This is a genomic window from Sphingomonas sp. (assembly GCF_039595165.1).
GTDB lineage: Bacteria > Pseudomonadota > Alphaproteobacteria > Sphingomonadales > Sphingomonadaceae > Sphingomonas.
In genome coordinates, this window is the sequence record NZ_JBCNMA010000082.1 from 1 (window position 1) to 15,086 (window position 15,086).

Annotated in this window: 20 protein-coding genes; 12 read left to right on the forward strand and 8 right to left on the reverse strand. The window is 68.2% G+C overall.

What is annotated here, in order from left to right; all coding sequences use genetic code 11:
- Positions 1-61: 61 nt before the first annotated feature.
- Positions 62-763, reverse strand: a complete 702-nt coding sequence (locus tag ABDV68_RS13220; RefSeq protein WP_343520488.1) for a glutathione S-transferase family protein — start codon at positions 761-763, stop codon at positions 62-64.
- A 103-nt stretch (positions 764-866) separates the two neighbouring features.
- On the opposite strand from ABDV68_RS13220, the gene ABDV68_RS13225 reads away from it, so the two are divergent.
- The gene (locus tag ABDV68_RS13225; RefSeq protein WP_343520489.1) at positions 867-1,205 is read left to right on the forward strand and encodes a helix-turn-helix domain-containing protein; all 339 of its coding nucleotides are present in this window, start codon (positions 867-869) and stop codon (positions 1,203-1,205) included.
- A gap of 54 nt (positions 1,206-1,259) precedes the next feature.
- Here ABDV68_RS13225 and ABDV68_RS13230 read toward each other — a convergent pair whose 3' ends face one another.
- Positions 1,260-2,015 (reverse strand): sulfite exporter TauE/SafE family protein, encoded by a 756-nt coding sequence (locus tag ABDV68_RS13230; protein WP_343520490.1) that lies wholly within the window; start codon positions 2,013-2,015, stop codon positions 1,260-1,262.
- 65 nt (positions 2,016-2,080) lie between these two features.
- Between ABDV68_RS13230 and ABDV68_RS13235 the strand changes: the two genes are divergently transcribed.
- A complete protein-coding gene (locus tag ABDV68_RS13235; RefSeq protein ID WP_343520491.1) occupies positions 2,081-2,689 on the forward strand; it encodes a class I SAM-dependent methyltransferase in 609 nt (202 codons plus the stop codon).
- Here ABDV68_RS13235 and rlmN read toward each other — a convergent pair.
- Positions 2,686-3,870: a 23S rRNA (adenine(2503)-C(2))-methyltransferase RlmN gene (rlmN, locus tag ABDV68_RS13240; protein WP_343520492.1), complete on the reverse strand. Its 1,185-nt coding sequence runs from the start codon at positions 3,868-3,870 to the stop codon at positions 2,686-2,688. The two genes, ABDV68_RS13235 and rlmN, sit on opposite strands and share 4 nt — an antisense overlap.
- Positions 3,871-4,046: 176 nt before the next feature.
- Here rlmN and ABDV68_RS13245 point away from each other — a divergent pair, with 176 nt between their 5' ends.
- Positions 4,047-4,436: a DUF4168 domain-containing protein gene (locus ABDV68_RS13245; RefSeq protein WP_343520493.1), complete on the forward strand. Its 390-nt coding sequence runs from the start codon at positions 4,047-4,049 to the stop codon at positions 4,434-4,436.
- Between the two features lie 31 nt (positions 4,437-4,467).
- Here the strand turns inward: ABDV68_RS13245 and ABDV68_RS13250 are convergent, their stop codons facing one another.
- Both ABDV68_RS13250 and ABDV68_RS13255 read right to left on the reverse strand, forming a co-directional pair.
- On the reverse strand, positions 4,468-4,932 hold the full coding sequence (locus ABDV68_RS13250; protein ID WP_343520494.1) for a hypothetical protein: 465 nt from the start codon (positions 4,930-4,932) through the stop codon (positions 4,468-4,470).
- The gene (locus tag ABDV68_RS13255; RefSeq protein ID WP_343520495.1) at positions 4,929-5,558 is read right to left on the reverse strand and encodes a phosphoglycerate mutase family protein; all 630 of its coding nucleotides are present in this window, start codon (positions 5,556-5,558) and stop codon (positions 4,929-4,931) included. Before ABDV68_RS13255 ends, ABDV68_RS13250 begins: the two co-directional genes overlap by 4 nt.
- Before the next feature lie 184 nt (positions 5,559-5,742).
- Here ABDV68_RS13255 and ABDV68_RS13260 point away from each other — a divergent pair, with 184 nt between their 5' ends.
- The 3 genes from ABDV68_RS13260 to ABDV68_RS13270 all read left to right on the forward strand — a co-directional run bounded on the left by ABDV68_RS13260 (position 5,743) and on the right by ABDV68_RS13270 (position 8,450).
- Positions 5,743-6,345: an outer membrane beta-barrel protein gene (locus ABDV68_RS13260; RefSeq protein ID WP_343520497.1), complete on the forward strand. Its 603-nt coding sequence runs from the start codon at positions 5,743-5,745 to the stop codon at positions 6,343-6,345.
- A gap of 167 nt (positions 6,346-6,512) precedes the next feature.
- Entirely contained in the window at positions 6,513-7,616 is a 1,104-nt protein-coding gene (dnaN, locus tag ABDV68_RS13265; RefSeq protein WP_343520498.1) for a DNA polymerase III subunit beta, read from the forward strand.
- A gap of 63 nt (positions 7,617-7,679) precedes the next feature.
- Positions 7,680-8,450 carry a Coq4 family protein gene (locus tag ABDV68_RS13270; protein ID WP_343520499.1) on the forward strand — a complete coding sequence of 257 codons (771 nt, stop codon included), beginning with the start codon at positions 7,680-7,682 and terminating at the stop codon, positions 8,448-8,450.
- Positions 8,451-8,740: 290 nt separating this feature from the next.
- Here the strand turns inward: ABDV68_RS13270 and ABDV68_RS13275 are convergent, their stop codons facing one another.
- Positions 8,741-9,556: an LD-carboxypeptidase gene (locus tag ABDV68_RS13275; protein ID WP_343520501.1), complete on the reverse strand. Its 816-nt coding sequence runs from the start codon at positions 9,554-9,556 to the stop codon at positions 8,741-8,743.
- A gap of 83 nt (positions 9,557-9,639) precedes the next feature.
- On the opposite strand from ABDV68_RS13275, the gene ABDV68_RS13280 reads away from it, so the two are divergent.
- The 3 genes from ABDV68_RS13280 (at position 9,640) to ABDV68_RS13290 (ending at position 11,721) form a co-directional block, all read left to right on the forward strand.
- Positions 9,640-11,037 (forward strand): Mur ligase family protein, encoded by a 1,398-nt coding sequence (locus ABDV68_RS13280; protein WP_343520502.1) that lies wholly within the window; start codon positions 9,640-9,642, stop codon positions 11,035-11,037.
- A 67-nt stretch (positions 11,038-11,104) separates the two neighbouring features.
- Positions 11,105-11,521: a hypothetical protein gene (locus ABDV68_RS13285; protein ID WP_343520503.1), complete on the forward strand. Its 417-nt coding sequence runs from the start codon at positions 11,105-11,107 to the stop codon at positions 11,519-11,521.
- Positions 11,518-11,721 carry a helix-turn-helix transcriptional regulator gene (locus tag ABDV68_RS13290; protein ID WP_343520504.1) on the forward strand — a complete coding sequence of 68 codons (204 nt, stop codon included), beginning with the start codon at positions 11,518-11,520 and terminating at the stop codon, positions 11,719-11,721. The genes ABDV68_RS13285 and ABDV68_RS13290 overlap by 4 nt, the downstream gene beginning before the upstream one ends.
- 63 nt (positions 11,722-11,784) lie before the next feature.
- Here the strand turns inward: ABDV68_RS13290 and fsa are convergent, their stop codons facing one another.
- Positions 11,785-12,438: a fructose-6-phosphate aldolase gene (gene fsa, locus ABDV68_RS13295; protein WP_343520505.1), complete on the reverse strand. Its 654-nt coding sequence runs from the start codon at positions 12,436-12,438 to the stop codon at positions 11,785-11,787.
- 110 nt (positions 12,439-12,548) lie between these two features.
- Here fsa and ABDV68_RS13300 point away from each other — a divergent pair, with 110 nt between their 5' ends.
- A complete protein-coding gene (locus ABDV68_RS13300; protein WP_343520506.1) occupies positions 12,549-13,217 on the forward strand; it encodes a DUF2490 domain-containing protein in 669 nt (222 codons plus the stop codon).
- Here the strand turns inward: ABDV68_RS13300 and ABDV68_RS13305 are convergent.
- Positions 13,214-13,345, reverse strand: coding sequence for a hypothetical protein (locus tag ABDV68_RS13305; protein ID WP_343520507.1), 132 nt, complete (start codon positions 13,343-13,345; stop codon positions 13,214-13,216). The two genes, ABDV68_RS13300 and ABDV68_RS13305, sit on opposite strands and share 4 nt — an antisense overlap.
- Between ABDV68_RS13305 and ABDV68_RS13310 the strand changes: the two genes are divergently transcribed.
- Both ABDV68_RS13310 and priA read left to right on the forward strand, forming a co-directional pair.
- Positions 13,344-13,694, forward strand: coding sequence for a hypothetical protein (locus tag ABDV68_RS13310; protein ID WP_343520508.1), 351 nt, complete (start codon positions 13,344-13,346; stop codon positions 13,692-13,694). The genes ABDV68_RS13305 and ABDV68_RS13310 overlap by 2 nt on opposite strands.
- Before the next feature lie 39 nt (positions 13,695-13,733).
- Positions 13,734-15,086 (forward strand): primosomal protein N' (gene priA / locus ABDV68_RS13315; protein ID WP_343520509.1); only part of this gene is annotated, 1,353 nt, incomplete at its 3' end.

The following is a 15,086-nucleotide window of genomic DNA, read 5'->3' on the forward strand; positions in this document are numbered from 1 at the left end:
GGTTCACTGGCCACGGCCCCTTATGCCGCCGGCGCCGGGGAAGCGCCAGCGGCAAGGCGGCTCACGCGTGGTCGCGCAGGATGTCGGCGAGCGGAATCTCGCCAAGGCAGGCGCCGTTGCCGGGCGGCGTCGCGCCGTCCTCGCGCGCCTGGGCGAAGGCGACCGCGGGATCGGCCATCAGCCGCGCGATCAGCGCCTGGGTCCTGGGGTATTCGCCGGTTTCCACCGCTTGGTGGAAGGCGCCCCAGCGCGCGACGCCGATGAACACCCCGTCCGCCAGCGTCGGCCGGTCGCCGAGCAGATAGGGCGAGTCGCCGATCAGCTCCTCCATCCGGGCATGCCGGTCGTGCACCCCCTGGTAGCCGAGCCGGCGCAGCGCCGCCTTGTAGTCCGGGTCCGCGTCCTCCTGCTCCAGCGCGACCCAATAAGGGGTGAAAGCGGCGGTGAAGCCGGTGTTGATGAAGCCGATCAGCTGGTGCAGCCGGTCGGCCTGCGCCGTGCCGGGATCGAAGCTGACGCGGCGCTCGGTATCGCGGGCTTCGATCCACAGCGCGATCGCCATCGTCTCGGTCAGCACGCGGCCGTCGCCGGTGAGCAGCACCGGGGTCTCCCCGCGCGGGTTGATGCGGCGATATTCCGCGTTCTTCATCTCGTTCAACATGTCGACGCGCGACAGGCGATAAGGCTGGCCGAGCCATTCGAGCGCGGCGACAAGCCCCATCGAGCTCCCCAGCGGGAAGCCGTAAAGCAGGGTCGGTTCCATGATATTCTCCGTGATCTTGGGGGATCACCGCGCGGCTGGACTGGCATTTAGGGAGCCCCGCGCCCAAGTAAATTACGCACAAAAATGTGACTGGAGCGAGTTGATGCAGGACGTGGTGTCGAGCTGCCCGATCGAGGATGCGATGCGCGTGCTGAGCGGGCGCTGGGCGACCCTGCTGCTCTATTATCTCAAGGAAGGGCCCAAGCGCTTCAGCGAGCTGCAGCGCGACAACCCGACCATCTCGCACCGCATCCTGACGCTCGAGCTGCGCAAGCTCGAGGAAGCCGGGCTGGTCGAGCGCACGGCCTATGACGGCTTCCCGCTCAAGGTCGAGTATCGCCTGAGCGCGCCCGGCGCCGAGCTGATGCCGATGATCGATGCCATCGGCGACTGGTGGGAAGCCTCCTTCCCGCGCCGCCGCGAGTGCCGCTCGGCGGCCTAGGAAAGAACGAATCCTCCCCCGCCAGGGGGAGGATGTGAAACGGGCTGTCGACGCTCAGCCGTAAGCGCGGGCGAAGAAGATCACCGTCGTCGCGGCCGTCACCAGCAATGTCCACACGCGAACCGCGCGCGCGGACAGCCGCTTCCCGATCGCCGCGCCCGCCCAGCCGCCGAGGATCGATCCGGCGAGCATCGGCAGGCACGCCCACCACCACACCATCGCGAAGGCGATGAACACGAACGCCGCGGCGAGATTGGCGATCGCCAGCATCAGCGTGCGGATCGCGAACAGTTCGCGCGGCTGGATGTTGGCGAGCAACCCGTAGACCGCTGTGGTCATCAGCCCGACCCCGCCGCCGAAATAGCCGCCATAGACGCCGAGCAGCGACTGCGCGCCGATCAAGGTCGGCCGCCCGATCGTGACGCGCGCGTGCAGCCAGTCGGCGGCGCGCTTGCCGAAGATCATCACGACGAAGGCGAACAGCAGCAGCCAGGGAATGACGATGTCGAACGTGTCGCTCGGCGTCAGCACCAGCAGCAGGCTGCCGGCGAGCCCGGCGACGAAGGTGATCGTCGCGAGCAGCAAGACCGACAGCCCGGCCACCGGGCCGAGCTCTTCGCGGAACCCCCATGCGCTCGCCGCCGCGCCGGGCAGCAACGCGACGTTGGAGGTGGCGTTGGCGATGTTCGCGGGCAGACCGAGTGCGATCAGCACCGGCAAGGTGAAGAAGGAACCCCCGCCGGCCAGCCCGTTCATCGCCCCGCCGACGATCCCTGCGAAGGCGGCGAGCAGAAGGTCGGGCCAGTTCATCGAAACGCCCTATGCCAGAAACCCGGGCGCGCTCAATATCGGCTGGCCTGATGGAGGTGGATCGGATGGACAACGCGATTACAGACTATGCCGCGAACGCGACCCCTGAGCTGATCGCGGGTTATGACGCGCTTCCTCCCGAACAGATTTACGCTTCCGTGCTCGACCTTTTCCCCGACGCGCCCGCCCGGATCGTGGACATTGGCGCCGGCACCGGGCGGGATGCCGCATGGTTGGCGCGGCAGGGCCATCGCGTCATGGCGGTCGAGCCCGTCGGCGCGTTCCGGGAAGCCGGTATGGCGCTCCACGGCGATGCGATCGAATGGCTCGACGATCAGCTTCCCGAGCTCGTCGAGACGGTGCGACGCGGTCCTTTCGATCTGGTGCTGCTATGCGCCGTCTGGCACCATCTCGACATGCCGGAACGCGCACGCGCGATGCCGAAACTCGGCGAGATGACCGCGCCGGGCGGCAGGCTCATCCTGTCGCTGCGTCATGAGCCGGGTGCGCTTGGTCCCCACAGCTACCCCACCTCTGCCGAAGAGGCGATCGATCTGGCGGGTGCGGCCGGCTTGCGTCCGATCCGTCAGGCGGAAACGGCCGCAGTGCATCCGGCGAGCCGGGCGAACGGCGTCAGCTGGACATGGCTGGCCTTCACCAAGGCGGCCGGTTAGCCAAGCGCGGCTTGCTTCTCCTCGGCGAGCCGGTCGAGCTCGGCGCGCGACTTCCTCTCCGCCGCGGTCTTGAGCTGGCCGCACGCCGCGTCGATGTCGCGGCCGCGCGGGGTGCGCACCGGGGCGGAATAGCCTGATTCGAAGATGATCTCGCTGAACCGCGCGATCCGCTCGGGCGTCGAGCATTCGTACGGCGCGCCGGGCCAGGGATTGAACGGGATCAGATTGACCTTGGCCGGCAGCTTGTATTTCTTGATCAGCCGGACGAGCTCATGCGCGTCGGCGTCGCTGTCGTTCTTGTCCTTGAGCATCACATATTCGAAGGTGATGCGCCGCGCGTTGTTGGCGCCGGGATAGTCGGCGCAGGCCTGGAGCAGCTCCTCGATCCCGAACTTGCGGTTCAAGGGCACGATCTCGTCGCGGATCTCCTTGGTCACCGCGTGCAGCGAGACCGCGAGGTTGACCCCGATCTCCTCGCCCGCGCGCTCCATCATCGGCACCACGCCGCTGGTCGACAGGGTGATGCGCCGCTTCGACAGCGCAAGGCCATCGCCGTCCATCACGATCCTGAGCGCGTCGCGGACATTGTCGAAATTGTAGAGCGGCTCGCCCATGCCCATCATCACGATGTTGGTGAGCATGCGCCCCTCGGGCTGGCTCGGCCATTCCCCGAGCGCGTCGCGCGCCAGCATCACCTGGCCGACGATCTCGCCCGGCTCGAGGTTGCGGACGAGGCGCATCGTGCCGGTGTGGCAGAAGCGGCAGTTGAGCGTGCAGCCCACCTGGCTCGACACGCAAAGCGTTCCCCGGTCGGCATCGGGGATGAACACCATCTCATAGTCCTGCCCGTCGTCCGAGCGGAGCAGCCACTTGCGCGTGCCGTCGGTCGAGACCTGCGCCTCGACCACTTGCGGACGCGAGATGACGAATCGCTGCGCCAGCCAGGGCTGCATCGCTTTCGAAATGTCGGTCATCAGGCTGAAGTCGGTGACGCCGCGATTGTAGATCCAGTGCCACAGCTGCTTCGCGCGCAATTTCGCCTGCCTGGGCTCGAGCTGCGAGGTCTCGAGCGCCATGCGCAAGTCGTGCTTCGACAGGCCAAGCAAGTCGATTCGTCCGTCGGCGCGCGGTTTCAAATCGCGCGGGACGGGCACGGGATCGATGTGCCCGGGGATGGGCATAAGAGGCGCCGGAGCTGTCTGCATCGGGCGCATATAGGCGAAAATGCGGGGCAATTCCACTCCCCGGCCCGTCCCGTGCCTGCCACGGCGCGTCGATGCGCGGTTGCGATGCACAGCGCGCCTTGGAAGCCTTGCGCACGGGGGAACCCAATTCTTCCCGTATCTGGAGTTTTCGAATGATCCATTTCCGTCATGCCGTGCTGCTCGCCGGCGCCACGCTGATCGCCACGCCGGCGCTCGCGCAGGACACCGCGGCACCGGCCCCGGCTCCCCAGGCAGCTGCGCCCGCGACTCCGGCGGCGCCGGCTCCGGTGACCGACGATGAAGTCAAGAAGTTCGCCAAGGCCGCGCTCGCCGCCGACAAGATCAGCAAGGACGCCGCGATCGTCGCGGCGGACAAGCAGAAGAAGATGGCCGAGGCGGTGACCGCCAGCGGTCTCGAGCCGACGCGTTTCAACCAGATCGCGCAGGCCTCGCAGGCCGACACCGCACTTCAGGCAAAGGTCCAGGCGGCGATCGTCGCCGAGCAGCAGGCGTCGCCTTCGCCGGCGCCGACGCAGCAGTAATCCCCGGCCCCCCCGGGTTGCGCGGACCGGCCTAGCGCCGCGCGCAGCCCAAGGCGGCGGCGTCGATCGCGGTGGCTGCGCCCTTCAGGGCATAGACATCCACGAAGGCGCCGCCGCCTCTCGCCAGGCTTTCCACGCTCATGCTCCGGCTGGAGCGCATCGCCGCGACGATCGCGGCATCGGTGCGGGCGTCCGGCGCCCAGGCGTCGCTCGGCCCGGCCATCAGCTCGAAGCGGCGCTCGCCCACCGACAGGGTCACCTTGGCACGCGGATCGCGCGCGCGGCTGAGGCGGATATGCAGCTGGTTGCGCGCGCCCGTGCGCGGCCAACTGGCGATGCTGGCAAAGGCGCCGCCGCCGCGGCGCTGCGGCGGCTGGCTGATCGCATAGCAGCGCGCCGGCGCGGCATCGCGGAACGCGCCCCAGCTGTCGAACACCCCCAGCGATTCGCGCCCCTGCCCCTGCAGCGCGGCGAGAAGGGCCAGCGCGGCGATCATGCCGGCGCGTGCCCGGTGCCGGTGTGGATCACGGTTTCCCGGCGCTCGGCGATCATCACCAGCGACCCCTGCGGCAACCCCGCCGCGACGGGCGTCTCGAACTCGGGATGCGCGTCGCCGCCGGTCATCACGCCGCGCAGCACGCGGCTCGAGATGCCGTGCATGATCACCAGCCGGTCGCCGGGATCGTCATCGGTATCGGCGAGCCAGCCCGATACGCGCTCGGCGATCTGGTGATAGCGTTCGCCGTCGGGCGGGGGCCGCACCAGTCCGTCCGGCGCGATCACGTCGCCGCCCTCGGCGATCACCTCGGCATAATAGCGCCCGCCCCATGCGCCCATGCCGATCTCGGTCAGCCGCGAGTCTCGCCGCGCGCCGTGCCAGTCGAGCTCGAGATGCTCGGCGATCACCGCCAGCGTCTGCAGCGCGCGCCCGGTGTCCGACGCCCGCAGCGTCAGCTTCGGTTTCGCGCCGAGATAGGCGCGCAGCGCACGGCCCATTTCGTCCGCTTGCGCGAACCCGGTGCGGGTGAGCGGCGTGTGCGGATGATCGCCCTGCAATCGCCGCGCGGCGTTGAAAACCGTCTCGCCATGCCGGGCGATGAAGTCGCGTCCCCTGCGTGCCATGGCGCCGCCCCCACCCTTCGCCCGGCCGATGCTGCGGCCGCGTCGTCGAACCCGAATCTACGGCGCGCTGTGGCGCAAAAGCAACGGTTTTCCGCGTTTAGCTGAGGTTCATGCAACGCAGCATGATCTGGCGCATTGAGCCGGTCCCTGCCCCAAGCGGGTGTGTATCAGTACAGGAGTATTTATGCGTAAACTGGTTCTTGCCGCATTGGCCGCGAGCGCGCTCGCCAGCCCGGCGTTCGCGCAGGATGAGGTCGCGCCCTTCACCGGATTCCGCGCCGAGGGCGTGGTCGGCTACGACACGATGAGCGACGGCACCGACGGCGATGCCGGCTCGAGCGACGGCGTCACCTATGGCGGCGCGATCGGCTATGACGTCCAGCTGGGCGGCGCGGTGATCGGCGCCGAGGCCGAGCTGACCGGGTCGAGCGTCGACACGCGCGCCGACAGCCTGCTCACCGCGGGCGACCGCCTGCGCGTCGACATGGGCCGCGACATCTATCTCGGCGGCCGCATCGGCGCCGCGATCACGCCGACCACGCTGATCTACGCCAAGGGCGGCTACACCAACGCCCGGATCGACACCGTCTACGAGACGCCGACCACGCGGACCGACATCAGCGAGGACATGGAGGGCTATCGCCTCGGCGCCGGCGCCGAGTTCAAGCTCTCGAACAACATGTATCTGAAGGGCGAGTACCGCTACTCGAACTACGGCTCGATCGACGGCTACGACATCGACATCGACCGTCATCAGGTCGTCGCGGGCGTCGGCGTCCGCTTCTGAGGCGGATACCGGACCGCGTCGTCCACAAATGATGCGATGGAAAGGGCCGGGGCGGCTTGCTCCGGCCCTTTTTCACGTTAAGGATATCTCGAACTTCCGACGGCAATCCGTGCGCCGTCTGACAGGCGACAGTTCTTGAGGCCGCCCGGCCGGGGGTTTGAATACACATGAAAGCGACGATTGAACGCGCAACGCTGCTCCGGGGCCTGAGCCACGTCCAGTCCGTGGTGGAGCGGCGCAACACCATTCCGATCCTGTCCAACGTGCTGATCGAGGCTTCGGCCGAGGGCTCGCTGCGGCTGATGGCGACCGATCTCGACCTGCAGATCGACGAGACCGTGCCCGCCGCGGTCGACCAGGCCGGCGCCACCACCGTCCCCGCGCACACGCTGTTCGACATCGCGCGCAAGCTGCCCGAGGGCGCGCAGGTCGAGCTGACCGCCGCCGAGGGCAAGATCAAGATCAACGCCGGCCGCGCCAAGTTCGAGCTCGGCACACTGCCGCGCGACGACTTCCCGGTGATCGCCGAGGGTGAGCTGCCGACCGTGTTCGAGCTCGCCGCCGAGACGCTCAAGCAGATCATCGACAAGACCCGCTTCGCGATCTCGACCGAGGAGACGCGCTACTATCTCAACGGCATCTTCCTGCACGTCGCCGACGACACGCTGAAGGCCGCGGCGACCGACGGCCACCGCCTCGCCCGCGTCACCGTGGCGCGCCCCGACGGGGCCGACTCGATGCCCGATGTGATCGTGCCGCGCAAATGCGTCGCCGAGCTGCGCAAGCTGCTCGACGAGGTCGACGGATCGGTCGGCGTGTCGCTGTCGGGATCGAAGATCCGCTTCGACCTCGGCGCCGCGATCCTCACCTCGAAGCTGATCGACGGCACCTTCCCCGACTACAGCCGCGTGATCCCGACCGGGAACGACAAGATCCTCAAGATCGATCCCAAGAGCTTCATGGAGGGCGTCGACCGCGTCTCGACCATCGCCACCGAGAAGACCCGCGCGGTCAAGATGGCGCTCGACCGCGACCGCATCACCCTGTCGGTCACCAGCCCCGACAACGGCACCGCGGCCGAGGACGTGCCGGGCGACTATGCCGCCCAGCCGTTCGAGATCGGCTTCAACTCGCGCTACCTGATGGACATCCTGGCGCAGGTCGAGGGCGATCTGGTCGAAGTGCATCTCGCCGATGCCGCCGCGCCGACGCTGATCCGCGAGAACGACAAGTCGCCCGCGCTGTACGTCCTGATGCCGATGCGAGTCTGACCGCCTCTTGAACCGCGGACGATAATCGCTTATTAACACGCTTGTCAGTAAAGGCAGGCGAATATGGCGACGCAAGCGCAACCCAATGGTTCCCAGGCGATCGACTGGGGCAAGCCCCGCAAGCGCGAATGGGGCACGGCGCTGCGCGCGCTGCTGCGCCTCCTCGGCAACGCCGACGATACCGTGCAGGTGTTCCGCATCATGCGCGCGCTCAACGGCGACACGGTGCAGAAGAATTATCGCCGCCTGCTCTCCACCGCCCAGGGCGGCCGCCTCGCCTATCAGCGGCTCGAGCTGTCGCAGCGCTTCTCCGACCGCGCATGGATCGATTCGCTGCCCGAGGGCAGCGTCGGCGCCGCCTATCGCGCGTTCCTCGACCGCACCGGCTATTCGGCGCAGGGCCTCGCCGACGTCAGCTATTCCGATGCCGAGGTCGAGCGCGGCGTGGAGCATCCGCATGCCTGGTTCGGCCGGCGCGAGCGCGACATCCACGACATCTGGCATATCCTCACCGGCTATCAGGCCGACGAGCCGCTGGGCGAGGCGTGTCTTGTCGCCTTCTCCTATTCGCAGACCGGCGGGCTCGGCTGGGCGTTCATCGCCGCCGGCGCCGCGCTCAAGAGCCTGAAGGTCACCGGCAGGTCCACCTTCGCCAAGGCCGTGCTCGAAGGGCGCCGCCACGGCAAGCGCGCGTCCTGGCTTTCGGGCGAGGATTATGAGGCGCTGATGTACGAGCCGCTCGATGCCGCGCGCAAGCGGCTGGGGATCGAAGAGCCGAAGCTCTATCGCCAGGCGCAGGCCGAGCTGCAGGCGGCGGGGCTGATCGGGCTGTAGGACGGTCGATATCCAATCTTCCCCTGTCCCGGGGAAAGAATTGGAAGCTCGCTTCTTCCCCTTGCAATGTTGGAATTCGCCTGCTGCACTGCCGCTGCCAAGGATCATGTCCCGGCCGCTCTTCGAACCGTCGATCACCGGCCGCGCGAATCCGTCAACTTCGCGGGCGCTCGCGATAGTGTAAAGCTAGTGTAAAGTTTCAGCCCGGGGACGCCTCGATCGCTCCCCTGCCCCTCCGGGCCCAATGTCGCATGCGCTCGCCCCGCCGCGGCGGGGAGGATGATTCCGCTTCAGGCCACCCCGAACGGCACCACACGGTTGAGCGCGATGTGCCCGATGCCCGAACGGCCGAGATAGGGCACGCCCATCTCGCGGCACCAGCGGATCATCATCTGGTCGAGGCTCTCGCCGAACGGCACGTCGTTGTCGGGCACGTCCGTCACCGCGCCGAGCCGGACGCCAGCCAGTCCCTTGAGCTGCGTGGCATGCGCCATCTGGAACAGCATCCGGTCGATCCGGTACATCGCTTCGCTCACTTCCTCGATGTGCAGGACATGATCGGTGAGGTCGGGCAGCCACGGCGTGCCGATCATCGCGGTGAGGATAGCGAGGTTGAATGCGGCGGCGGGGCGGCCGTCGAGCGTCGGCTCGAGCCCGCGGCGGTCGCCGTCGATCAGCCAGCCGAGCACCCAGCCGGCATCGACGCCCTTGTCCTCGCGCCCCATCGCGCTCGCCATCGAGCCGTGCGCCTGACGGCCGATGCGGCGGGCATAGAGCGCGCCGAGCATGAACCCCATGTCCGAATAGCCGATATAGGTCTTGTTGCGCGCCGCCGGGCCGAGCTGCGGCATCGCCATGTCGAGGATGCGGTTCGAGCCGTAGCCGCCGCGCGCGAACCAGATCGCGTCGAACGCGGGATCGTTGGCGAACTCCAGGAACGCGGCCGCGCGCACCTCGTCCGGCCCCGCGAAATGGCCCTCGATGATGAAGCATTGCGGGTGGAAGACGATCTCGTGGCGGGGCCAGGTCAGCGCCATGAACGCCTGCATCCGCGCCGCCGATTCCGCGCTGACTGTCCTTGCCGGTGCGACGACGCCGATCCGCATGCCTTGCCCTTTCGTTGTGCGGTACCGGCCCGCAACCGGTTCAGCCTTGCTGAACCAGGCACAAGCGCCGATAGCGCGGGGCGATGCAACACGGCAAATCCTGTTTTTTCGTCGGGATCGGCGGCAGCGGCATGATGCCGCTGGCGATGATCCTGGCCGGCCAGGGCGCGAAGGTCGCCGGCTCGGACCGCAGCCTCGATTCGGGCCGCCTCCCCGCCAAGTTCGACGCGCTGCGCGCGCTCGGCATCGAGCTGTTCCCGCAGGACGGCAGCGGCATCGTCTCACCCGACCAGACGGTGATCGCCTCCGCCGCGGTCGAGGAGACGGTGCCCGATATGGTGCAGGCGGCCGCGCTCGGCTGCCCGCGGATGACCCGCGCCGAGCTCAACGCCGCGCTGTTCAATGCCGCGGGCACCTCGATCGGCGTCGCCGGGACCAGCGGCAAGTCGACCGTCACGGGGATGATCGCCTGGATCCTGCATTCGCTCGGCCGCGACCCGACGGTGATGAACGGCGCGGTGATGAAGAATTTCGTTCGCGCCGACGCCCCCTTCGCCAGCGCGCTGGTCGGCAGCGACGGCTTCTACGTCAGCGAGGTCGACGAGAGCGACGGCTCGATCGCGCTTTATGCGCCGCATGTCGCGGTGCTCAACAATGTCAGCCTCGACCACAAGTCGCTCGAGGAACTGCGCACGCTGTTCGGCGAGTTCGCGGCCAAGGCGCGCACCACGATCGTCAATGTCGGCGATGCCGAGAGCGCGGCGCTGGCGATGGCGCTCGACCGCAGCCGCACCGTGACCTTCGCGGTCGAAGGAGACGCGGATCTCGCGGCCCGCAACCTGAGGCCCGAGCCATTCACGATCGGCCTCGAACTGGTGACACGCGATGCCACCCTGCCCGTTCGGCTCGCGGTGCCTGGACGGCACAATGTCGCCAACGCGCTCGCCGCGATCGGGGCGGCGGTTGCGGCGGGCATCCCGCTCGCCGACGCGGCCCGAGCGATCGAGGGCTTCACCGGCCTGCGCCGCCGCTTCGAGCTGGTCGGCGAGGCCGGCGGCATCGCGGTGATCGACGATTTCGGGCACAACCCCGACAAGATCGCCGCCACGCTCGACACGCTCCATGCCTTTCCCGGCCGCATCCTCGCGCTGTTCCAGCCGCATGGCTACGGCCCGCTCAAGGTCATGCGCCGCGAGCTGGTCGCGATGTTCGTCGACAAGCTCGCGCCCGGCGACCAGCTCGTCCTGCCCGATCCGGTCTATCAGGGCGGCACGGTGACCCGCGAGGTGACCAGCGCCGACATCATCACGGACATCGCCGCCTCGGGCCGCGATGCCCGTCACATCCCCGACCGCGCCGCCGCCGCCGCGCACCTCGTCGCGATCGCTCGGCCCGGCGACCGCATCGTCATCATGGGCGCGCGCGACGATACGCTGAGCCTGCTCGCGGCGGAAATGGTGGCGCAATTGCGAACCAGGTAAAGCACGCTTGACATGTAAAGCGTCATTGACGTAAAGCTTCCTTGTCTAGTTAGAAAGGAGGCTTGACATGGAAATCTCCCCCGCCTCGGTGCGGTTCCTGTGGCGCTTCATCGGCGCGACGCTGGTCTACGGGGTGCTGATCACCGGCGCGACCTGGCTGGCGCGGAGTTTCGACCCATCCCCCGCCGGGCTCGTCGCGCTGTCGCTCCTCCCCGCGATCGCGATCGCCACATCGCTGATCGTCGTTGGCCTGTATCTGGTCGAGGAAACCGACGAATATGTGCGGAAGCGTCAAGCCGTCGCGATGCTGATCAGCATCGGCATCCTGCTCACGCTGTCCACCGCGCTCGGGTTTCTCCAGCAGCGGAACCTGATCGGCAGTGTCGACCTGCTCTGGGCCTTCCCCGCGTGGTGCGTCCTGTGGAGCGTCACCCAGTGCGCGATGGCGATCCGCGATTATCGCCGCGCGGGGGACGCGGCATGAAGAACCGTCTTCGGGTGCTGCGCGCCGAGCGCGGCTGGAGCCAGCAGGATCTGGCCGAGCGGCTCCAGGTCTCGCGCCAGAGCGTCAATGCGATCGAGACCGGCCGCTACGATCCCTCGCTGCCGCTCGCCTTCAAGATCGCCGACCTGTTCGGCCTGGTGATCGAAGAGGTGTTCGAAAATCCCTCCACCGCGGGCTGACCCCTATGGCCCGCAGGGAGAGGCCATCCCGGCCGCGCGCCGGGATGGCCTTTTTTTTGCGGATCAGCCGATCGACTGGCCGGTCTTCGCCCAGTCGGCGAGGAAGCCCTCGATCCCCTTGTCGGTCAGCGGGTGCTTGACCAGCTGGCGGATCACCGCAGGCGGCGCGGTCATCACGTCGGCGCCGAGCTTGGCCGCCTCGAGGATGTGGATCGGGTGACGGACCGAGGCGACCAGGATCTCGGTCGCGAAGTCGTAATTGTCGTAGATCAGGCGGATGTCGCTGATCAACTGCATCCCGTCGAAGCCGATATCGTCGTGCCGGCCGACGAAGGGCGAGACGAAGGTCGCGCCGGCCTTGGCCGCGAGCAACGCCTGGTTGGCCGAGAAGCACAACGTCACATTGACCATCGTGCCGTCGTCGGTCAGCGCCTTGCAGGTCTTGAGCCCGTCGATCGTCAGCGGCACCTTGACCGCGACATTGTCGGCGATCTTCCGCACCACCTCGGCCTCGCGCATCATCCCTTCATGGTCGAGCGCGACCACTTCCGCCGAGACCGGGCCCGGGACGATCCGGCAGATTTCCGCGACCACCTCAAGGAAATCGCGTCCGGCCTTGTGGATCAGCGACGGGTTGGTGGTAACACCGTCGAGCAGGCCCGCTTCCGCCAGCTCGCGGATGTCGTTGGTGTCGGCGGTGTCGGCGAAGAACTTCATGGCGGCGGCCTTTTCGGTTGTGTGACAGTTGGATGACGACGTGCTAGTCGCGCGCGGTTCGCGCCGCCTCTATCACCGGAACGCGGCCGACGCCTAGCCTGGATGAACCGATGTCGCGCCATCTGCTCTGCCTTTTCGTCCTGCTCCTGCCCGCCACCGCGCTGGCGCAGGAGGAAGACCAGGAATTGTGGCTGACCGGCGCCGTCAGCGTGCCTCTGGGCGAGGAGACCAAGTTCGAGTTCGATACCGTGTCGCGCTTCGGCAACGACCCCGGCGGACTCTATGAGATCGAGATCAACACGCTGATCGCGCGTCAGATGGCGAAGGGCGTGACGATCGGCGGCGGCTATGTGCGCAACATCAATTACTCGCGCGGGACCGTCACGCGCACCGAGGACCGGCTGCGTGTGCAGCTCGGTCTGTCGGGCAGCGCAGGTGCGGTCAAGCTTTCGGGGCGGGTGCGGCTCGAGAGCCGGTGGCGCTCGGACGGCGACGACACCGGCTATCGCCTACGTCCGCAGGTCAAGGCGACGCTGCCGCTCGGCAAAAGCGATTTCAGCCTGGTCGGCAGCCATGAAAGCCTGATCCCGCTCAAGGACACCGACTGGGGCGATCAGGCCGGTTACGACCGGATGCGCAACTTCGTCGGCGTCAACTGGAAAGCGAGCGAGCTGGTGGCGATCGAGGCCGGCTATCTCAACCAGTATCAATTCGGCCGCGGCGGCGACCGCGACGTGATGGATCACGCGCTGGCGGTGAGCGTCGGCCTCAGCCTTTAGTCGCTCGCAACCAGCATGACCGTCGCGTCCGGCATATCGAGGCCCGTAAGGTAGAGGCGATACACGCCCGGCCGGAGATCGAAGCGCACGATCTTGCGGATCGTCGAGCAGGCCGGGCCGTGGCCCATGCGCGACGGACTTGAGCGCTTCCCCGCCCGCGGCACCCGGTACCACGTCGATCCAGCCCCGCTGATCGAGCGCGACGCCGTAGCGCCCGGCGGTCTCGACCTTGAACCCGATCATCACCACGCCACCGGGCTTGGCGCCCGCAGGCACGTCGCGGAATTTGGCGAGCTCGCCAGCCTGCAGCCTCGCCGCCTTGTTCACGCCGAACTCGCCTCCGGGGGCGGTCCAGCCGGACAGATTGGACGCGAGGCCGGTATCCATGGCGATGCATTGCGGCGCAGCAGGGGCGGCCTGGAGCAGCAACAGGGCAGCGAGCAGTATCGGCGGGAACTCCTTCGCGGCGTTCGATAGCGCTTTCCTACCCGCGCCGGAATGCCGATATGGGCGGGAATGTCCCGCGCCCGCGTCATCGTCCTCAATTCCGCGCTCGGCCCTCTCGATTATCGCGTGCCGCATGGCATGGAGGTCGAGCCGGGATCGATCGTCGTTGCGCCGCTCGGCCCCCGCCAGCTCGTCGGGGTGGTGTGGGAGGCGGAGCGGCTGCAGACCGAGGAGGTTGGCGACAACCGCTTGCGCAACCTGATGGGCGTGGCCGACGCGCCGCCGATCCCGGCGCCGCTGCGCCGGCTGATCGAGTGGACCGCGAACTATTATCTCGCGCCGCTCGCCTCGGTGCTGCGCATGGCGCTGAGCTCGACCTCGGCGCTGGAGGGCGGCAAGACGGTCGTCGAGTATCGCGCGAGCGGCGAGTTGCCCGAGCGGATGACCGCGCAACGCGAGCAGGCGCTTGAGCGGATCGGCGACCGCCAGGGGCTGATCCGGGAGCTGGCGACGATCGCCGATGTGTCCGAAGGCGTGATCCGCGGCCTGGTCAAGGTCGGCGCGATCGAGGGCGTCGCGGTCGATCTCGACACGCCCTATCCCGTTCCCGACCCGGCCTTCGCGCCGCCCGAGCTGTCGCGCGAACAGGCGGACGCCGCGGCAATCCTGCGCCAGGCGATCGGCGCGGAGGCGTTCCAGCCCTTCCTGCTCGACGGCGTCACCGGATCGGGCAAGACCGAAGTCTATTTCGAAGCGGTCGCCGCGGCGATCGCGGCGGGCAGGCAGAGCCTCGTGCTCCTCCCCGAGATCGCGCTCACCGAGCCTTTTCTCAAGCGCTTCCACGCGCGCTTCGGGGTCGAGCCCGTGGCGTGGCACTCGGGCCTGCGCCAGTCGCAGCGCCGCCGCGCGTGGCGCGCGATCGCCAGCGGCGAGGCGATGGTCACGGTCGGCGCGCGCTCCGCGCTGTTCCTTCCCTATCCCAATCTCGGCCTGATCGTGGTCGACGAGGCGCATGAGACCAGCTTCAAGCAGGAGGAGGGCGTCCATTATCACGCGCGTGACGTCGCGGTGATGCGCGGGCATTTCGAGCGTTGCCCGGTGATCCTCGCCAGCGCCACCCCGGCGATCGAGACTCGCCAGCAGGTCGCGCTGGGGCGCTATGCCGAGGTCAAGCTGCCCGGCCGCTACGGCGCCGCCGAGATGCCCGCGATCGCGGCGATCGACCTGCTCGCCGAGCAGCCGCCGCGCGGACGCTGGCTCGCGCCGCGGCTGGTCAACGCGATCGACGAGACGCTGGCGCGGCGGGAGCAGGTGCTGCTGTTCCTCAACCGCCGCGGCTATGCCCCGTTGACCCTGTGCCGCACCTGCGGGCATCGCTTCCAATGCCCCAACTGCACCGCCTGGATGGTCGAGCATCGCCTG

What these genes read in the sequence shown, in the direction of transcription:
- ABDV68_RS13220 (WP_343520488.1), bottom strand. Translation starts at nt 763, where the DNA reads ATGGAACCGACCCTGCTTTACGGCTTCCCGCTGGGGAGCTCGATGGGG.
- ABDV68_RS13225 (WP_343520489.1), top strand. Translation starts at nt 867, where the DNA reads ATGCAGGACGTGGTGTCGAGCTGCCCGATCGAGGATGCGATGCGCGTG.
- ABDV68_RS13230 (WP_343520490.1), bottom strand. Translation starts at nt 2,015, where the DNA reads ATGAACTGGCCCGACCTTCTGCTCGCCGCCTTCGCAGGGATCGTCGGC.
- ABDV68_RS13235 (WP_343520491.1), top strand. Translation starts at nt 2,081, where the DNA reads ATGGACAACGCGATTACAGACTATGCCGCGAACGCGACCCCTGAGCTG.
- rlmN (WP_343520492.1), bottom strand. Translation starts at nt 3,870, where the DNA reads ATGCCCATCCCCGGGCACATCGATCCCGTGCCCGTCCCGCGCGATTTG.
- ABDV68_RS13245 (WP_343520493.1), top strand. Translation starts at nt 4,047, where the DNA reads ATGATCCATTTCCGTCATGCCGTGCTGCTCGCCGGCGCCACGCTGATC.
- ABDV68_RS13250 (WP_343520494.1), bottom strand. Translation starts at nt 4,932, where the DNA reads ATGATCGCCGCGCTGGCCCTTCTCGCCGCGCTGCAGGGGCAGGGGCGC.
- ABDV68_RS13255 (WP_343520495.1), bottom strand. Translation starts at nt 5,558, where the DNA reads ATGGCACGCAGGGGACGCGACTTCATCGCCCGGCATGGCGAGACGGTT.
- ABDV68_RS13260 (WP_343520497.1), top strand. Translation starts at nt 5,743, where the DNA reads ATGCGTAAACTGGTTCTTGCCGCATTGGCCGCGAGCGCGCTCGCCAGC.
- dnaN (WP_343520498.1), top strand. Translation starts at nt 6,513, where the DNA reads ATGAAAGCGACGATTGAACGCGCAACGCTGCTCCGGGGCCTGAGCCAC.
- ABDV68_RS13270 (WP_343520499.1), top strand. Translation starts at nt 7,680, where the DNA reads ATGGCGACGCAAGCGCAACCCAATGGTTCCCAGGCGATCGACTGGGGC.
- ABDV68_RS13275 (WP_343520501.1), bottom strand. Translation starts at nt 9,556, where the DNA reads ATGCGGATCGGCGTCGTCGCACCGGCAAGGACAGTCAGCGCGGAATCG.
- ABDV68_RS13280 (WP_343520502.1), top strand. Translation starts at nt 9,640, where the DNA reads ATGCAACACGGCAAATCCTGTTTTTTCGTCGGGATCGGCGGCAGCGGC.
- ABDV68_RS13285 (WP_343520503.1), top strand. Translation starts at nt 11,105, where the DNA reads ATGGAAATCTCCCCCGCCTCGGTGCGGTTCCTGTGGCGCTTCATCGGC.
- ABDV68_RS13290 (WP_343520504.1), top strand. Translation starts at nt 11,518, where the DNA reads ATGAAGAACCGTCTTCGGGTGCTGCGCGCCGAGCGCGGCTGGAGCCAG.
- fsa (WP_343520505.1), bottom strand. Translation starts at nt 12,438, where the DNA reads ATGAAGTTCTTCGCCGACACCGCCGACACCAACGACATCCGCGAGCTG.
- ABDV68_RS13300 (WP_343520506.1), top strand. Translation starts at nt 12,549, where the DNA reads ATGTCGCGCCATCTGCTCTGCCTTTTCGTCCTGCTCCTGCCCGCCACC.
- ABDV68_RS13310 (WP_343520508.1), top strand. Translation starts at nt 13,344, where the DNA reads ATGCGCGACGGACTTGAGCGCTTCCCCGCCCGCGGCACCCGGTACCAC.
- ABDV68_RS13305 (WP_343520507.1), bottom strand. Translation starts at nt 13,345, where the DNA reads ATGGGCCACGGCCCGGCCTGCTCGACGATCCGCAAGATCGTGCGCTTC.